The sequence below is a fragment of the Streptomyces sp. NPDC051963 genome, assembly GCF_044593495.1.
In the GTDB taxonomy this organism is placed as follows: domain Bacteria; phylum Actinomycetota; class Actinomycetes; order Streptomycetales; family Streptomycetaceae; genus Streptomyces.
On the sequence record NZ_JBIUCC010000002.1, the window covers coordinates 236,635 to 251,611 of the forward strand.

Genomic DNA, 14,977 nt, shown 5'->3' on the forward strand with positions numbered 1-14,977 from the left:
CTGCTTCTGTCGCTCCCGACGAGGCCGGTGCTGACGGCCCCCGTGCGTCGGTGCATGCCGCCTCCGGCAAGCGGCTCGGCGTTGCCCACCCCCGGCAGGAAGGACCGACGGACCTACGACTCGTCCCACCCGCGTTCGCGGTCTGGGTGACGGCCGCGCTGACGCTGGACGCCTCGCCGGAGTGGATCACCGGCATCGCGGGAGTGTGCCTGGTCACAGCGGGCGTCCTGTTGGCCATACGGCGACGATGGTCCCGGGTCTCGGTGGCCGCGGTCCTCTGCTGTGTCGCCGCGGGCGCCGCCTCCGCCGGGCTGCACGGGGCCGATCTGCGGCGTGGACCGGTGCCCGGGCTGGCGCGGGAGTACGCGACCGTGACGGCCGAGGTCGAGGTGACCGCCGATCCCCGGCTCACCCGGCCCCGGATCAGAGGCAATCACGCGGCGCCGAGCGCCGTGCTGATCGGCGCGGACGTGCGACGCGTCGAGAAGGCGGACGGGACGGCGGTGGCGACGCGGGCGCCGGTGCTGTTGATCGTCGACGCGGGACCACGCCCCGCCGTCGAGGGACCGGCGGCCTCTCCGTGGCTCCGGCTGCTGCCCTCCACGCGGCTGCGCGTCACCGCACGACTGGCCCCGGCCCTGGTGGGCGGCGACCGGGTCGCCGCCGTGCTGCGGGTGCGGGACCGGGCGGTGCCACGGGTCGTCGAGGAACCGTCGGCGACGCAACGGTTCGCGGGACGGCTGCGGGCAGGGCTGCGGGAAGCCACGGAGGGGCTGCCGGCGGATGCGCGGGCGCTGTTGCCGGGGCTGGTCGTCGGGGACACCGCGCGGATCACTCCGGAGCTGGACGAGGCCTTCAAGGAGACCGACCTCGCGCACACGCTCGCCGTCTCCGGAAGCAACCTGACGATCATCCTCGCCCTGCTCATCGGGCCGCCCGGCCTGGCGCAGCGGATCGAGCGGCGCGGTCTCGCGCCCCGGCTCGGTATCCCGCTGCGGACTACCGCGCTGTTCGGCGGCGTGCTCACGCTCGGGTTCGTCGTCGTGTGCCGACCGGATCCGAGCGTGCTGCGGGCCGCTGCCTGCGGGGTGGTCGTGCTGCTCGCGCTCGCGACCGGACGCCGTAGATCGCTGATCCCTGCGCTGGCGACGGCCGTACTGCTGCTGGTGCTGTACGACCCGTGGCTGGCCAGGAGTTACGGCTTTCTGCTGTCCGTGCTGGCCACCGGCGCCCTGCTCACGATCGCGCCCCGCTGGAGCACCGCGCTGCGAAGGCGCCGGGTGCCGCCGCGGCTCGCCGAGGCGCTGGCCGCCGCTGCCGCAGCGCAGGCGTTGTGCGCGCCGGTCGTCGCGGTGCTGTCGGCGCGGGTGAGCCTGGTGGCGGTGCCGTGCAACCTGCTCGTGGAGTTCGCGGTCGCGCCCGCCACGGTGCTGGGCTTCGCCGCGCTGGCGACGGCGCCGGTGGCGATGCCGGTGGCCAAGGCGCTCGCGTGGTGCGCGAGTTGGCCGGCCGGGTGGATCGCGGACGTGGCGCGAACCGGTGCGGCCCTGCCCGGCGCGGGTGTGGACTGGCCGGGCAGCTGGACCGGGGCGGCGCTGCTGACGCTCGTCACGGTGGTGGTCGTGCTCGTCGGCCGTCGGCTGCTGCGGCATCCGTGGTGGTGCGGGGCCTGTGCGGTGCTGCTCCTGCTGGTGGTCGTGCAGCCGCCGCCGTTGGCCAGGGTGATCACGGGGTGGCCGCCGCCGGGCTGGCGGCTGGCGATGTGCGATGTGGGACAGGGCGACGCCCTGGTGCTCGCGGCGGGTGAGGGTGCGGGTGTGGTCGTGGACGCCGGGCCGGATCCGACGCTGGTCGACCGGTGTCTGCGCACGCTCGGGGTCACCAGGGTTCCGCTGGTGGTGCTGACCCACTTCCACGCCGATCATGTGGCCGGCCTGCCCGGGGTGCTGCGTGGACGGGCGGTCGGTGCGATCGAGACGACAGGGCTCGAAGAGCCGGTGGACCAGGCGGAGTTCGTCCGGAGGGAGGCGGCCGCGCGGCACATTCCGGTGACGAGAGCCGTCGCCGGGGAACAGCGGCGCACCGGGGCGCTCGGCTGGCAGGTCGTCTGGCCGCCCCCGCCTTCGGCACGGGCGCCGGACACGGAGGGGCCGAACGACGCCAGCGTCAGCCTGCTCGTCCGGTCGGCGGGGCTGCGGCTCCTGCTGCTCGGGGACCTCGAACCCCCGGCCCAGCAGGCGCTGCTGAGGTCGCCTGCGGGAGCGCGGCTGGGGCGCGTGGATGTGCTGAAGGTGGCCCACCATGGCTCGGCGTATCAGGATCCTGGGCTCATACGGTGGGTGTCGCCGCGGCTGGCGTTGATCTCCGCAGGTGCGGACAACCCGTACGGGCATCCCGCGCCCGGCACGCTCGCGGCGCTGCGGGCGCGGGGGGCCGTGGTGCTGCGGACGGACGAGGACGGGGCGGTGGCCGTCGCGAGTAAGGGCGGGGAGCTGCTCGTGGGGCGAGACTGAGGGCATGAATTCCGCAGAGGTTGATGCCTATCTCCGTCGGCTGGGAGTCGAGCACCCGGCGGGGCCCACCGTCGACGTCCTGCGCGAGCTGCATCTGCGGCACCTTCAGACCGTCCCGTTCGAGAACCTGTCGATCCATCTCGGCGAGGAGATCGTGCTGGAGGAGAAGCGGCTGCTGGACAAGCTCGTGGGGGCGCGGCGGGGCGGGTTCTGCTACGAACTGAACGGAACGTTCGGGGCGTTGCTCACCACGCTGGGGTACGACGTCACCTTGCTCGCGGGCCGGGTGTACGGCGACGAGGGGCGGCTCGGGATTCCGTACGACCATCTCGCGCTGAAGGTGCGCACGGTGGACGGGGGTGAGTGGCTGGCCGACGTCGGGTTCGGGGCGCACAGCCACTATCCGCTGGCGTTCGAGGCGCGGGCGGACCAGCCGGATCCCGGAGGTGTCTTCCGGATCGTCGAGGCGGGGCCGGATGCGGCCGGGGTGCGGGGTGGTTCGGCCGCGGCGACGGATCTGGAGGTCGAACGGAACGGCGAGCCGCAGTATCGGCTGGAGCTGCGGCCGCGGGTGCTCGGTGACTTCGTGGCCGGGGCGTGGTGGCACAGCACGTCCTCGGCTTCGCACTTCGTGCAGTCGCTGGTGTGCTCGCGGGTCACCGAGGACGGGGGGAGGATCACGCTCAGCGGGCGCAAGTTCACGGTGACGGCGGCGGACGGGGCGCGGGAGGTGGCGGAGCTGGGCTCGGACGCGGAGGTTCTCGCGGTGTATCGGGAGAGGTTCGGGATCGAGCTGGCGGCTGTGCCGGAGGTGCGGGGCCCGAAGCGGGGTGGTTGACCGGGGTGGGGTGGGGTAGGCCGAGGCGACCTGGGGGCTGGCCGGCCGCCCGGGCGGTGGGTCGGGGCGGGTGTGGCGGTGTCGGAAAATGGGGGCGTGAGTGATGTGAGACATGTGCTGGTGCTGCCTGACCGGGATGCCGCTGAAGAGGCCGTGGAGGCGCTGGGGGAGCGGTTCGGGCTGAGTGAGGAGCCGCAGCTGGTGCGGGATGCGCTGGCCGGTGAGGACGATGCGGAGGATGCGCAGTGGCTTGTTGTGCTGCGGGATGAGGAGGGGCGGTTGGATCCGGCGGAGCTGGATTCGTTGGCGGGGGAGTGGGAGGGGTGGCGGGAGGAGCCGTAGCGCTGCGCTGGCTGGGCGGGTTGAGGGTGCGCTGGGTTCAGGGTGAGCTGGGTTCAGGGTGCGCTGAGTTGGTGCCGGCCGGGGGTGGGTCGCGCAGCCCGGCGCTGACGGGATGCCGCCTGCGCCCACCCGTGCCGCCCCAGGCGGCACGCATGCCCGCAGCTGGGCGGGTGCGGCTGCCCGGAGGCTGACGGCGGGCGTCGGCTGCCCGCAGCTGGGCGGGTGCGGCTGTCCGGAGGCTGATGGCGGGCGTCGGCTGCCTGGAGGCTGACCGCTCGGTGGCGTCTCTCGTTGTCAGTGGGGCGTGCCATGCTTGTCGGGATGGCCAGGAAGACCGCACAAGACGACCCTCTCGCCCCTGTCACGCTTGCCGTGGGCCAGGAGGATCTCCTGCTCGACCGTGCCGTGCAGGAGGTGGTGGCCGCTGCCAGGGCTGCCGACGCCGACACGGATGTACGTGACCTGACGCCGGACCAGTTGCAGCCGGGGACGCTGGCCGAGCTCACCAGTCCGTCGCTGTTCGCGGAGCGGAAGGTCGTGGTCGTACGGAATGCGCAGGATCTGTCCGCCGACACGGTCAAGGACGTGAAGGCCTATCTCGGGGCGCCCGCCGAGGAGATCACCCTCGTGCTGCTGCACGCGGGCGGGGCCAAGGGGAAGGGGCTGCTCGACGCCGCGCGGAAGGTCGGGGCGCGGGAGGTCGCGTGTCCCAAGATGACGAAGCCGGCGGATCGGCTGGCCTTCGTCAGAGGTGAGTTCCGGGCAGTCGGGCGCTCGGCCACGCCCGAGGCGTGCCAGACGCTCGTCGACGCCATCGGCAGTGACCTGCGGGAGCTCGCCTCCGCCGTCTCCCAGCTGGTCGCGGATGTCGAGGGGACGATCGACGAGGCCGTTGTCGGGCGGTACTACACCGGGCGGGCCGAGGCGTCGAGTTTCACCGTCGCCGACCGGGCCGTCGAGGGCCGGGCCGCAGAGGCGCTGGAGGCGCTGCGGTGGTCGCTGTCGACCGGCGTGGCTCCGGTGCTGATCACCAGTGCGCTCGCCCAGGGCGTGCGGGCGATCGGGAAGCTGTCCTCGGCGCGCGGTGGCCGGCCGGCCGATCTGGCGCGCGAGTTGGGCATGCCGCCGTGGAAGATCGACCGGGTGCGTCAGCAGATGCGGGGGTGGACGCCGGACGGCGTCGCCATCGCGCTGCGGGCCGTGGCCGAGGCGGACGCGGGAGTGAAGGGCGGCGGGGACGATCCCGGGTACGCCCTGGAGAAGGCGGTCGTCACGATTGCGAGGGCCGCTCGGTCCAGGGGGCGGGCGTAGCGCGAAGAGGGGAGAATCGGGCGTATCAGCCGTAAATCGCCGATGGGACGGAAAGGTGGCGACTGGCATGGCTGAACACCCGCACGCAACTCTCGTCCGCAAGGGCTATGAAGCCTTCACACGCGGTGACATGGACGCCATGCGCGGGCTCATGACATCGGACTGCACTCACCATGTACCGGGCAGCCACCCGCTGTCCGGTGACTACAAGGGGCAGGACGCGGCCATCGACATGTACGGGCGGCTCTTCCAGGAGACGGGCGGCACGATGCAGGTCGAACTGCGCAACATCCTCGTCGACGGCCGGGGCCACGCGGTCGCCGTGCACCACTTCAGCGCGGAGCGTCAGGGCAAGCGCCTCGATGAGGACGGTGCGATCGTCTTCCGGATTGTCGGAGACAAGATCAGCGATCTCGACGAGTGCATCGCAGACATCGACAAGAGCAACGCGTTCTGGTCATAAGCGCCCGGAACGGTGAGTCGGCGCACACCGAAGGCCCCGGTACCCGCCCTGGGGAAGGGCGAGGTGCCGGGGCCTCGGTTCAAGACGGTGAGCCCGTACCCGCGTGGCGAACGCAGGCCGCGTACAGGCTCGGGGTGCCGGATGGGAGCGGATGAGAGAGGGCCCGCTCGATTCCCTCCGGCGGTCAAATCAAGTGTCAGCCCTTGAGGGAAGCGACCTTGGAAGCCAGCGCCGACTTCTTGTTGGCGGCCTGGTTCTTGTGGATGACGCCCTTGGAGACGGCCTTGTCGAGCTGACGCGCGGCAGCGCGCTGGTACTCGGTGGCCTTCTCGGCGTCACCCGCGGCAGCGGCCTCACGGGCCTTGCGGATCGCGGTCTTCAGGGAGGACTTGACCGACTTGTTGCGCAGCCGAGCCTTCTCGTTGGTCTTGATCCGCTTGATCTGGGACTTGATGTTCGCCACGAATGAGCCTTCTCAGGTTCTGGTACGGGGCCACGCGGGACCCGTACCGGTGATTTCTTGAGGGAGTGTCTCCTGCACAGAGGGCACGAGACACAGCCACCCAGAGTACCAGTGGCCCGGCGAGCGGCCCAAATCGGTCTCCGGCCGCCGCCCGTGGGACCATGGAGCCTACGTATCGATCCGACCCGAGGCATAAGGCGCCTCAAGAGACAGGACCCTGCGTGCCCGCGACCCCTAACAATGTGCCCGAGCCGAGCCGTACCGCCCCGGCTCTGATCCGCAATTTCTGCATCATCGCGCACATCGACCACGGCAAGTCCACGCTCGCCGACCGGATGCTCCAGCTGACCGGGGTGGTCGAGCAGCGGCAGATGCGTGCTCAGTACCTCGACCGTATGGACATCGAGCGCGAGCGCGGCATCACGATCAAGTCCCAGGCGGTGCGTCTGCCCTGGGCTCCGACTCATGAGCCCGGCAACACGCACATCCTCAACATGATCGACACCCCGGGGCACGTCGACTTCACCTACGAGGTGTCGCGGTCGCTCGCCGCCTGCGAGGGCACCGTCCTCCTCGTCGACGCAGCCCAGGGCATCGAGGCCCAGACCCTCGCCAACCTCTACCTGGCGATGGAGAACGACCTCAAGATCATCCCCGTACTGAACAAGATCGACCTGCCGGCCGCCCAGCCGGAGAAGTTCTCCGAGGAGCTCGCCAACCTCATCGGCTGCGACCCCGAGGACGTTCTCAAGGTCTCCGCCAAGACCGGGCTCGGCGTCGAGGCGCTGCTCGACAAGGTCGTCGCCGAGGTCCCGGCCCCGGTCGGTGTCGCCGACGCCCCCGCGCGCGCGATGATCTTCGACTCCGTCTACGACTCCTATCGGGGCGTCGTCACCTACGTCCGAGTCATCGACGGCCAGCTCAACAAGCGTGAGCGGATCCGGATGATGTCCACCGGCGCGACCCACGAGCTGCTGGAGATCGGTGTCTCGTCCCCCGAGATGAAGTCGGCCGACGGTCTCGGCGTCGGTGAGGTCGGCTATCTCATCACCGGCGTGAAGGACGTCCGTCAGTCCAAGGTCGGTGACACGATCACCACCCTGAACAAGGGGGCGACCGAAGCGCTCGGCGGGTACAAGGACCCCAAGCCGATGGTGTTCTCGGGCCTGTATCCGCTCGACGGCTCCGACTACCCCGAGCTGCGCGAGGCCCTCGACAAGCTCCAGCTCAACGACGCCGCGCTCGTCTACGAGCCCGAGACGTCCGCCGCTCTCGGCTTCGGCTTCCGGGTCGGCTTCCTGGGGCTGCTGCACCTCGACGTCATCCGTGAGCGGCTGGAGCGCGAGTTCGGCCTCGACCTCATCGCCACCGCTCCGAACGTGGTCTACCGCGTGCTCATGGAGGACGGCACCGAGTACACGGTGACGAACCCGAGCGAGTTCCCCGAGGGCAAGATCAACGAGGTGTACGAGCCCGTCGTACGCGCCACGATCCTCGCCCCGACCGAGTTCATCGGCTCGATCATGGAGCTGTGCCAGACCCGGCGCGGCACCCTCCTCGGCATGGACTACCTCTCCGAGGACCGGGTCGAGATCCGCTACACCCTGCCGCTCGCCGAGATCGTCTTCGACTTCTTCGACCAGCTGAAGTCCAAGACCCGCGGCTACGCCTCGCTGGACTACGAACCCACCGGCGAGCAGACCTCCAGCCTGGTCAAGGTCGACATCCTGCTGCACGGCGACAAGGTGGACGCCTTCTCCGCAATCACGCACAAGGACGCCGCGTACGCGTACGGTGTGCGGCTCGTCGCCAAGCTGCGCGAGCTGATCCCGCGGCAGGCGTTCGAGGTGCCGATCCAGGCCGCCATCGGCTCCCGGGTCATCGCCCGCGAGACCATCCGCGCCATCCGCAAGGACGTCCTCGCCAAGTGCTACGGCGGTGACATCTCCCGTAAGCGGAAGCTGCTGGAGAAGCAGAAGGAGGGCAAGAAGCGGATGAAGATGGTGGGTTCCGTGGAGGTTCCCCAGGAGGCCTTCATCGCCGTCCTGTCCAGCGAAGAGAACGCCGGTTCCGGCAAGGGCAAGAAATAGCCGGCCCTCACCCGCGAGAATTGGGGCCCGTCGCGTCACAGCGCGGCGGGCCCCTGCGCGTCCGTACGGTCGCTCGATCCAGGAAGTGACAGGCCGCAGCCTCTTACGCACCGGCCGGTCGCGCTCTACTCTGATCTCTGCTCGGTAGTTACTCGCGAGTTAAACAACAGCTCGCGAGTGAAGCAGCAGCAGTGAAAACAGCCGCAATGAGCCAGCCGCGCAGTCGCGGGCCCCGGAGGATGTCGTGAGCGACACACAGACCTTGATCGAGAACCGTCCGCCGTCCGTCGCGGGCCTCTTCCTGGAGCGCGTGGCCGCCACGCCGGATGCCGAGGCATACCGCTACCCGGTACCCCCGGCCACCGGGCAGGGCGCCGACGACTGGAAGTCGCTGAGCTGGGCGCAGACCGCCGAGCGGGTCTACGCCATAGCGGCCGGACTGATCGAACTGGGTGTGCAGCCCGAGGAGCGCGTTGCGCTGGCCTCCGCCACCAGGATCGAGTGGATCCTCGCCGACCTCGGCATCATGTGCGCCGGCGCCGCCACGACCACGATCTACCCGCAGACCAACGCCGAGGAGTCGGCGTTCATCCTCTCCGACTCCGGGAGCCGGGTGCTGGTCGCGGAGAACGCCGAGCAGCTGGCCAAGGCGCAGGAGAAGCGCGCCGAGCTGCCCGAGCTCACCCGTGTCGTGGTCATCGACCCCGCCGGTGTCGAGCCCGGTGACTGGGTGCTCACCCTCGCCGAGCTGGAGCGCCGGGGCGCCGCGTACCTGGAGAAGAACCCCGACGTGGTCAAGGAGCGGGTCGGCGCGATCACCAAGGACCAGCTGGCCACCCTCATCTACACCTCGGGCACCACGGGCCGCCCGAAGGGCGTCCGTCTCCCGCACGACAACTGGTCGTACATGGCGAAGGCGATCGCCGCGACCGGTCTGGTCGGCCCCGAGGACGTCCAGTATCTGTGGCTCCCCCTCGCGCACGTCTTCGGCAAGGTGCTCACGTCCGGCCATATCGAGGTCGGACACGTGACCGCCGTCGACGGCCGCGTCGACAAGATCATCGAGAATCTGCCGGTGGTGCAGCCGACGTACATGGCGGCCGTGCCGCGGATCTTCGAGAAGGTCTACAACGGCGTCGTGGCCAAGGCCCGTGCGGGCGGTCCCGCCAAGTACAAGATCTTCCAGTGGGCCGCCGAGGTTTCCCGCGAGTACGCCAAGGTCACTCAGGACAACTTCCGCCGCACCGGCACCCTCTCCGCACCCTTCGGCCTGGCCGCCAAGCACAAGGTCGCCGACGCGCTCGTCTACGCCAAGCTGCGCGAGGCCTTCGGCGGCAACCTGCGGGCCTGTGTCTCCGGCTCGGTCGCCCTGGCACCGGAGATCGGCTACTTCTTCGCCGGCGCCGGCATCCACATCCTCGAGGGCTACGGCCTCACCGAGTCCTCCGCCGCGTCCTTCGTGAACCCCGGCGAGGCCTACCGCACCGGCACGGTCGGCAAGCCGCTGCCCGGCACGGAGGTCCGTATCGCCGACGACGGCGAGATCCTGCTGCGCGGCCCCGGCATCATGGAGGGCTACCACGGGCTGCCCGAGAAGACCGCCGAGGTGCTGGAAGCAGACGGCTGGTTCCACACCGGTGACATCGGCGAGCTGTCGGCCGACGGCTACCTGCGCATCACCGACCGCAAGAAGGACCTGTTCAAGACGTCCGGTGGCAAGTACATCGCGCCGACCGAGGTCGAGGGCAGCTTCAAGGCCGTGTGCCCGTACACCTCGAACATCGTGCTGATCGGCGCCGACCGGAACTTCTGCAGTGCCCTCATCGCCCTCGACGAGCCGTCGATCATGGGCTGGGCCAAGGACAACGGCCTGGAGGGCAAGTCGTACGAGGAGGTCGTCGCCGCGCCCGCCACGGTCGCCCTCATCGAGGGGTATGTGAAGGAGCTCAACGACGGGCTCCAGCGGTGGCAGACCGTCAAGAAGTTCCGGCTGCTGCCGCGGGATCTCGATGTCGAGCACGGTGAGTTGACGCCGAGCCTCAAGCTGAAGCGGCCGGTTGTGGAGCGGGAGTACAAGTACTTGATCGAGGAGATGTACGAGGGCTCTCGCGAGGCGTAGCGCGGGAGCGGAGGGGTGGCGGGGGACTGTCGGCGGCTGCGGGTTCGTTGTGGCTGGTCGCGCCCACGCGGCGGAGCCGCATGTTGACACAGTCCCGCGCCCCTGGGTCAGTTGGCTTGGCCCCTGTTTACCAGTTGGCGAAGCTCCACAACCTGCCTCAGTAGTGTCGCCTTGTCCGGTGGGTTTGCCCCCGTCAGCTGATCCTCCAGTGCGGCCAGGCGTGCGCCCATCTCGTTGCTCAACTTCTCCAGCTGCCGGTTCTTGCGGTGCAGGTCGAGGAAGACGCTCACCTTCGCCCGTAGGACCCAGGGGTCGAAGGGCTTCGTGAGGTAGTCCGCGGCGCCGGTGGCGTAGCCGCGGAAGGCGTAGCCGGAGTCGTCCTCCGCGCCCGTCAGGAAGATGATGGGGACGTCCTTGGTCTGGTCGAGCCGTTTGATGTTCGCGGCGGTCTCGAAGCCGTCCATGCCCGGCATCCGGACGTCGAGCAGGACCAGGGCGAACTGCTGCCGCAGCAGCGCCTTCATCGCCTCCTCGCCCGAACGCGCGCGTACGAGCGGTTCGTTGAGGGACCCCAGGACGGCCTCCAGCGCGATCAGGTTGTCCTCCATGTCGTCGACCAGGAGGATGTTGGCGCGCTCGTTGGTCGTTGCCTCAGCGCTCATGATGACTGTGCCTCACTCAGTAGTCGGCGGAACCGCGGCCTCCCCTGCCGTGTGCGGTTCCGGTCCTGCTGTCTCCGTATCGCCGCCGGGCTGCCGGACGCTCACGCCCTCCGGATCAAGGAGTGCGCAGACGACGGTCAGCAGCTGATCGACGTCGACGGGCTTGGGTACGTAGTCGTTGGCGCCCCCCGCGATGGACTTCTCGCGGTCTCCGGGCATCGCCTTCGCGGTCAGCGCGACGATGGGCAGGCCCGTCCAGCGGGGGGTGCGGCGGATGGCGGAGATGGTTTCGTAGCCGTCCATCTCCGGCATCATGATGTCCATCAGGACGAGTTCGACGTCCGGATTGCGCTCCAGGGTCTCGATGCCCTCGCGGCCGTTCTCCGCGTACAGCACGGGCATTCCGACGCGGCCCAGTACATGGGTGAGGGCGAAGACGTTGCGGATGTCGTCGTCGACGATCAACACCCGCCGCCCGGGCAGCACCTGACCCGCCCGGCCGGACTTCCACTCCTCCAGCTTGGTGGGGGTGGGCCAGCTGTCGACGGGCTCGTGCGTGGTGTACGGCTCGGCCGACAGCTGCTCCGGCAGCGGCAGCGGACGGCTCTCGGGGACCGGTCCGGTCGCCGCGTGGCCGGGGCTGACGACAGGGACGTACAAGGTGAAGGTGGACCCCTGGCCGGGCTCGCTCTCGGCGACGATACGGCCGCCCAGCAGGCCGGCGATCTCCCGGCTGATCGACAGCCCCAGTCCCGTGCCGCCGTACTTGCGGTTGGTGGTGCCGTCGGCCTGCTGGAACGCCTCGAAGATCACCGGGAGTTTCTCCGGCGCGATGCCGATGCCGGTGTCCGAGACACCGAAGGCGATCACCTCGTCGGTGTCGCGGACGTAGTGGTGCTCGGGGTCCTTGACCCGGCTGACGCGCAGTTCGACACGGCCGGTGGCGGTGAACTTGATCGCGTTGGAGAGCAGGTTGCGCAGGATCTGCTGGAGCCGCTGCTCGTCCGAGTACATCTCGTGCGGCACGTCGTCGCCGACCGCCACCTCGAAGGCCAGCCCGCGGTCGAGGGTGAGCGGGCGGAAGGTGGCGTGGACGTAGTCGAGCAGCTTGATCAGCGGCAGCTTCTTCGGGCGTACGTCCATCCGGCCCGCCTCGATCTTCGACAGGTCGAGGATGTCGTTGATCAGTTGCAGCAGGTCCGATCCGGAGCGGTGGATGGTCGTCGCGAACTGGACCTCCTGGTCGGAGAGATGGCCGTCCGGGTTGTCCGACAGCAGCCGGGCGAGGATCAGCAGGGAGTTCAGCGGGGTGCGCAGTTCGTGCGACATGTTCGCCAGGAACTCGGACTTGTACTGGGAGGAGGTGGCCAACAGGGCGGCCTTCTCCTCCAGTTCGGCGTTCGAGCGCTGCAACTCCGCCTGCTGCATCTGGAGTTCGTCCGAGCGCTCCTGGAGCTGCATGGCGAGGCGCTGGGACTCGCCGAGCAGGGACTCGGTGCGGGAGTTGGCGATGATGGTGTTGATGGCGACGCCGATGGTGTTCACGAACTGGTCGAAGAACGCGAGGTGGACGTCGGAGAAGCGGGAGAAGGACGCCAGCTCGATCACGCCGAGGAGCTTGTCCTCGAAGGGGATCGGGATGATGACCACGCTGCTCGGGGCGGCCTCGCCCAGCCCGCTGTTGATCTTGATGTAGTCCGGCGGGGCCTCCTCCACCAGGATCCGCTTCCGCTCGCGGGCCGCCTGGCGGACCAGCCCGTGCACCGGCATGCCGCCCGTGTCGACGGTCGCGCCCTGCGCCGAGCCGTAGCCGGCGATGAACGCGAGTCCCTTCGCGGGAACGGTGGTGCGCAGGGTCGCGCTGTCCTCCTCCGGGTCGGCCAGGAAGAACGCGCCGTACTGGGCGTTCACCAGCGGGGTCAGCTCGCGCAGGATCAGGTCCGCGACCTCCATCAGGTCCCGGTGTCCCTGCATCAGGGCGGCGAGGCGGGCCAGGTTGGACTCCAGCCAGTCCTTTGCGCGGGTCGTCTCACGGAGGTTGGCCACCATCAGGTTGATGTTGTCCTTGAGCTCGGCGACCTCGCCCTGGGTCTCCACGGTGATCGAGCGGGACATGTCGCCCTGCGCCACGGCGGAGGCCACCTCGGCGATGGCGCGGACCTGGGTGGTGAGGTTCGACGCGAGTTCGTTCACGTTCGTCGTCAGGCGCTTCCAGGTGCCGTAGACGCCCTCCACCCGGGCCTGGCCGCCGAGTTGGCCCTCGCTGCCCACCTCGCGGGCCACGCGCGTGACCTCGGAGGAGAAGGAGGACAGGGTGTCGACCATCGTGTTGATGGCGGTCTTCAGCTCCAGGATCTCGCCGCGCGCGTCCACGTCGATCTTCTTGGAGAGGTCGCCGTTGGCGACGGCGGTGGTGACCTGGGCGATGTTCCGCACCTGCGAGGTCAGGTTGTCCGCCATGTAGTTGACGTTGTCCGTCAGGTCCCGCCAGACGCCGGAGACGCCCAGCACCTGGGCGCGTCCGCCGAGCCGGCCGTCGGTGCCGACCTCGCGGGCCACGCGGGTGACCTCGTCGGCGAAGGCGCGCAGCTGCTCCACCATCGTGTTGACGGTGTCCTTCAGTTCGAGGATCTCGCCGCGCGCGTCGACGGTGATCTTCTTGGAGAGGTCGCCGTTGGCGACGGCGGTGGTGACCTGGGCGATGTTCCGCACCTGTGAAGTCAGGTTCAACGCCATGAAGTTGACGTTGTCGGTGAGGTCTTTCCAGACGCCGGAGACGCCGCGGACCTGCGCCTGGCCGCCGAGGTTTCCTTCGGTGCCGACCTCGCGGGCGACGCGGGTGACTTCGTCGGCGAAGGCGGAGAGCTGGTCGACCATCGTGTTGATGGTGGACTTCAGCTCCAGGATCTCGCCCTTCGCCTCGACCGTGATCTTCTTGCCGAGGTCGCCCTGGGCCACGGCCGTGGACACCAGGGCGATGTTCCGCACCTGTGAAGTCAGGTTGTCGGCCATGAAGTTGACGTTGTCGGTGAGGTCCTTCCAGACGCCGGAGACGCCGCGGACCTGGGCCCGCCCGCCGAGGTTTCCTTCGGTGCCGACCTCGCGGGCGACGCGGGTGACTTCGTCGGCGAAGGCGGAGAGCTGGTCGACCATCGTGTTGATGGTCGACTTCAGCTCCAGGATCTCGCCCTGGGCGTCCACCGTGATCTTCTGCGAGAGGTCGCCGTTGGCGACGGCGGTGGTGACCTGGGCGATGTTCCGCACCTGCGAAGTCAGGTTCGAGGCCATGAAGTTGACGTTGTCGGTGAGGTCCTTCCAGACGCCGGACACACCGCGCACCTGCGCCCGCCCGCCCAACTGCCCCTCGGTGCCGACCTCTCGGGCCACGCGGGTCACCTCGTCCGCGAAGGCCGACAACTGGTCGACCATCGTGTTCACGGTGAGCTTCAGCTCCAGCAGCTCGCCGGTCGCCTCGACCGTGACCGTGCGGGTCAGGTCGCCGCGGGCCACCGCCGTGGTCACCAGCGCGATGTCACGCACCTGGGCGGTCAGCCGGGACGCCATCGTGTTGACCGCCTCGGTGACATCCCGCCAACTGCCCGACAGGCCGGTCACCTTGGCCCGTCCGCCGAGCCGTCCCTCGGTGCCGACCTCGCGGGCGACCCGGGTCACCTCGCCGGTGAACAGGGAGAGTTGGTCCACCATCTTGTTCACGGCCCGGCCGAGCCGTCGTAGATCACCGCGCAACTGCCGGTTGCCGTCGTGCAGATCGACCCGCTGGGTGAGGTCGCCGCCGGCCACCGCGTCCAGCACGCGCGTGGCGTTGGCGGCCGGGGCCACCAGGGCGTCCAGCAGCTGGTTCACCTCGTTGACCCGGGACGTCCAGGCGCCCTGGCCCGGGCTGGCCGAGAGGCGTTCGTCGAGCCTGCCGTGCCGGACCAGCTCGCGTCGTACGCGCTGCACTTCCGTGTTGAAGTGATTGCTGCGGTCCATGATCTGGTTGAAGACGGTGGCGAGCTCGGCCACCAGCCCATGGCCGGATTCCGGCACCTTCGAGAGATCCCCGTCCCGGGCCGCTGTCATCGCGGCAAGCAGCGGGCGCAAGTCCGATGCTCGAATCTGTCCGTCTTCGAGCACTCGCGTAGCACTGTTCTCACTCATGGCGGCCCACTTCGG

Annotated in this window: 10 protein-coding genes; 7 read left to right on the top strand and 3 right to left on the bottom strand. The window is 69.5% G+C overall.

Annotation, left to right across the window (positions count from 1 at the left end; genetic code table 11):
• Nucleotides 1–50 precede the first annotated feature (50 nt).
• The 5 genes from ACIHFB_RS07570 (at nt 51) to ACIHFB_RS07590 (ending at nt 5,467) form a co-directional block, all read left to right on the top strand.
• Complete coding sequence (locus ACIHFB_RS07570) at nt 51–2,513, top strand: ComEC/Rec2 family competence protein (protein WP_400126743.1); 2,463 nt, start codon at nt 51–53, stop codon at nt 2,511–2,513.
• A gap of 4 nt (nt 2,514–2,517) precedes the next feature.
• On the top strand, nt 2,518–3,351 hold the full coding sequence (locus ACIHFB_RS07575) for an arylamine N-acetyltransferase (RefSeq protein ID WP_400125824.1): 834 nt from the start codon (nt 2,518–2,520) through the stop codon (nt 3,349–3,351).
• 96 nt (nt 3,352–3,447) lie between these two features.
• Nucleotides 3,448–3,693 carry a hypothetical protein gene (locus tag ACIHFB_RS07580; protein WP_400125826.1) on the top strand — a complete coding sequence of 82 codons (246 nt, stop codon included), beginning with the start codon at nt 3,448–3,450 and terminating at the stop codon, nt 3,691–3,693.
• A 321-nt stretch (nt 3,694–4,014) separates the two neighbouring features.
• Nucleotides 4,015–5,004, top strand: coding sequence for a DNA polymerase III subunit delta (gene holA, locus ACIHFB_RS07585; protein WP_400125827.1), 990 nt, complete (start codon nt 4,015–4,017; stop codon nt 5,002–5,004).
• A gap of 67 nt (nt 5,005–5,071) precedes the next feature.
• Nucleotides 5,072–5,467, top strand: a complete 396-nt coding sequence (locus ACIHFB_RS07590; protein ID WP_365279102.1) for a nuclear transport factor 2 family protein — start codon at nt 5,072–5,074, stop codon at nt 5,465–5,467.
• Nucleotides 5,468–5,663: 196 nt separating this feature from the next.
• On the opposite strand, the gene rpsT is transcribed toward ACIHFB_RS07590, so the two are convergent.
• The gene (rpsT, locus tag ACIHFB_RS07595; protein WP_365279099.1) at nt 5,664–5,930 is read right to left on the bottom strand and encodes a 30S ribosomal protein S20; all 267 of its coding nucleotides are present in this window, start codon (nt 5,928–5,930) and stop codon (nt 5,664–5,666) included.
• A 221-nt stretch (nt 5,931–6,151) separates the two neighbouring features.
• Between rpsT and lepA the strand changes: the two genes are divergently transcribed.
• A complete protein-coding gene (gene lepA / locus ACIHFB_RS07600; protein WP_365279096.1) occupies nt 6,152–8,020 on the top strand; it encodes a translation elongation factor 4 in 1,869 nt (622 codons plus the stop codon).
• A 244-nt stretch (nt 8,021–8,264) separates the two neighbouring features.
• Nucleotides 8,265–10,139, top strand: a complete 1,875-nt coding sequence (locus ACIHFB_RS07605; RefSeq protein WP_365279093.1) for an AMP-dependent synthetase/ligase — start codon at nt 8,265–8,267, stop codon at nt 10,137–10,139.
• A gap of 107 nt (nt 10,140–10,246) precedes the next feature.
• Here the strand turns inward: ACIHFB_RS07605 and ACIHFB_RS07610 are convergent, their stop codons facing one another.
• Together ACIHFB_RS07610 and ACIHFB_RS07615 are read right to left on the bottom strand one after the other, a co-directional pair.
• Nucleotides 10,247–10,801, bottom strand: a complete 555-nt coding sequence (locus ACIHFB_RS07610) for a response regulator (RefSeq protein WP_365279090.1) — start codon at nt 10,799–10,801, stop codon at nt 10,247–10,249.
• Nucleotides 10,802–10,813: 12 nt separating this feature from the next.
• Nucleotides 10,814–14,884 carry a HAMP domain-containing protein gene (locus ACIHFB_RS07615; RefSeq protein WP_365279087.1) on the bottom strand — a complete coding sequence of 1,357 codons (4,071 nt, stop codon included), beginning with the start codon at nt 14,882–14,884 and terminating at the stop codon, nt 10,814–10,816.
• Nucleotides 14,885–14,977: the final 93 nt, after the last annotated feature.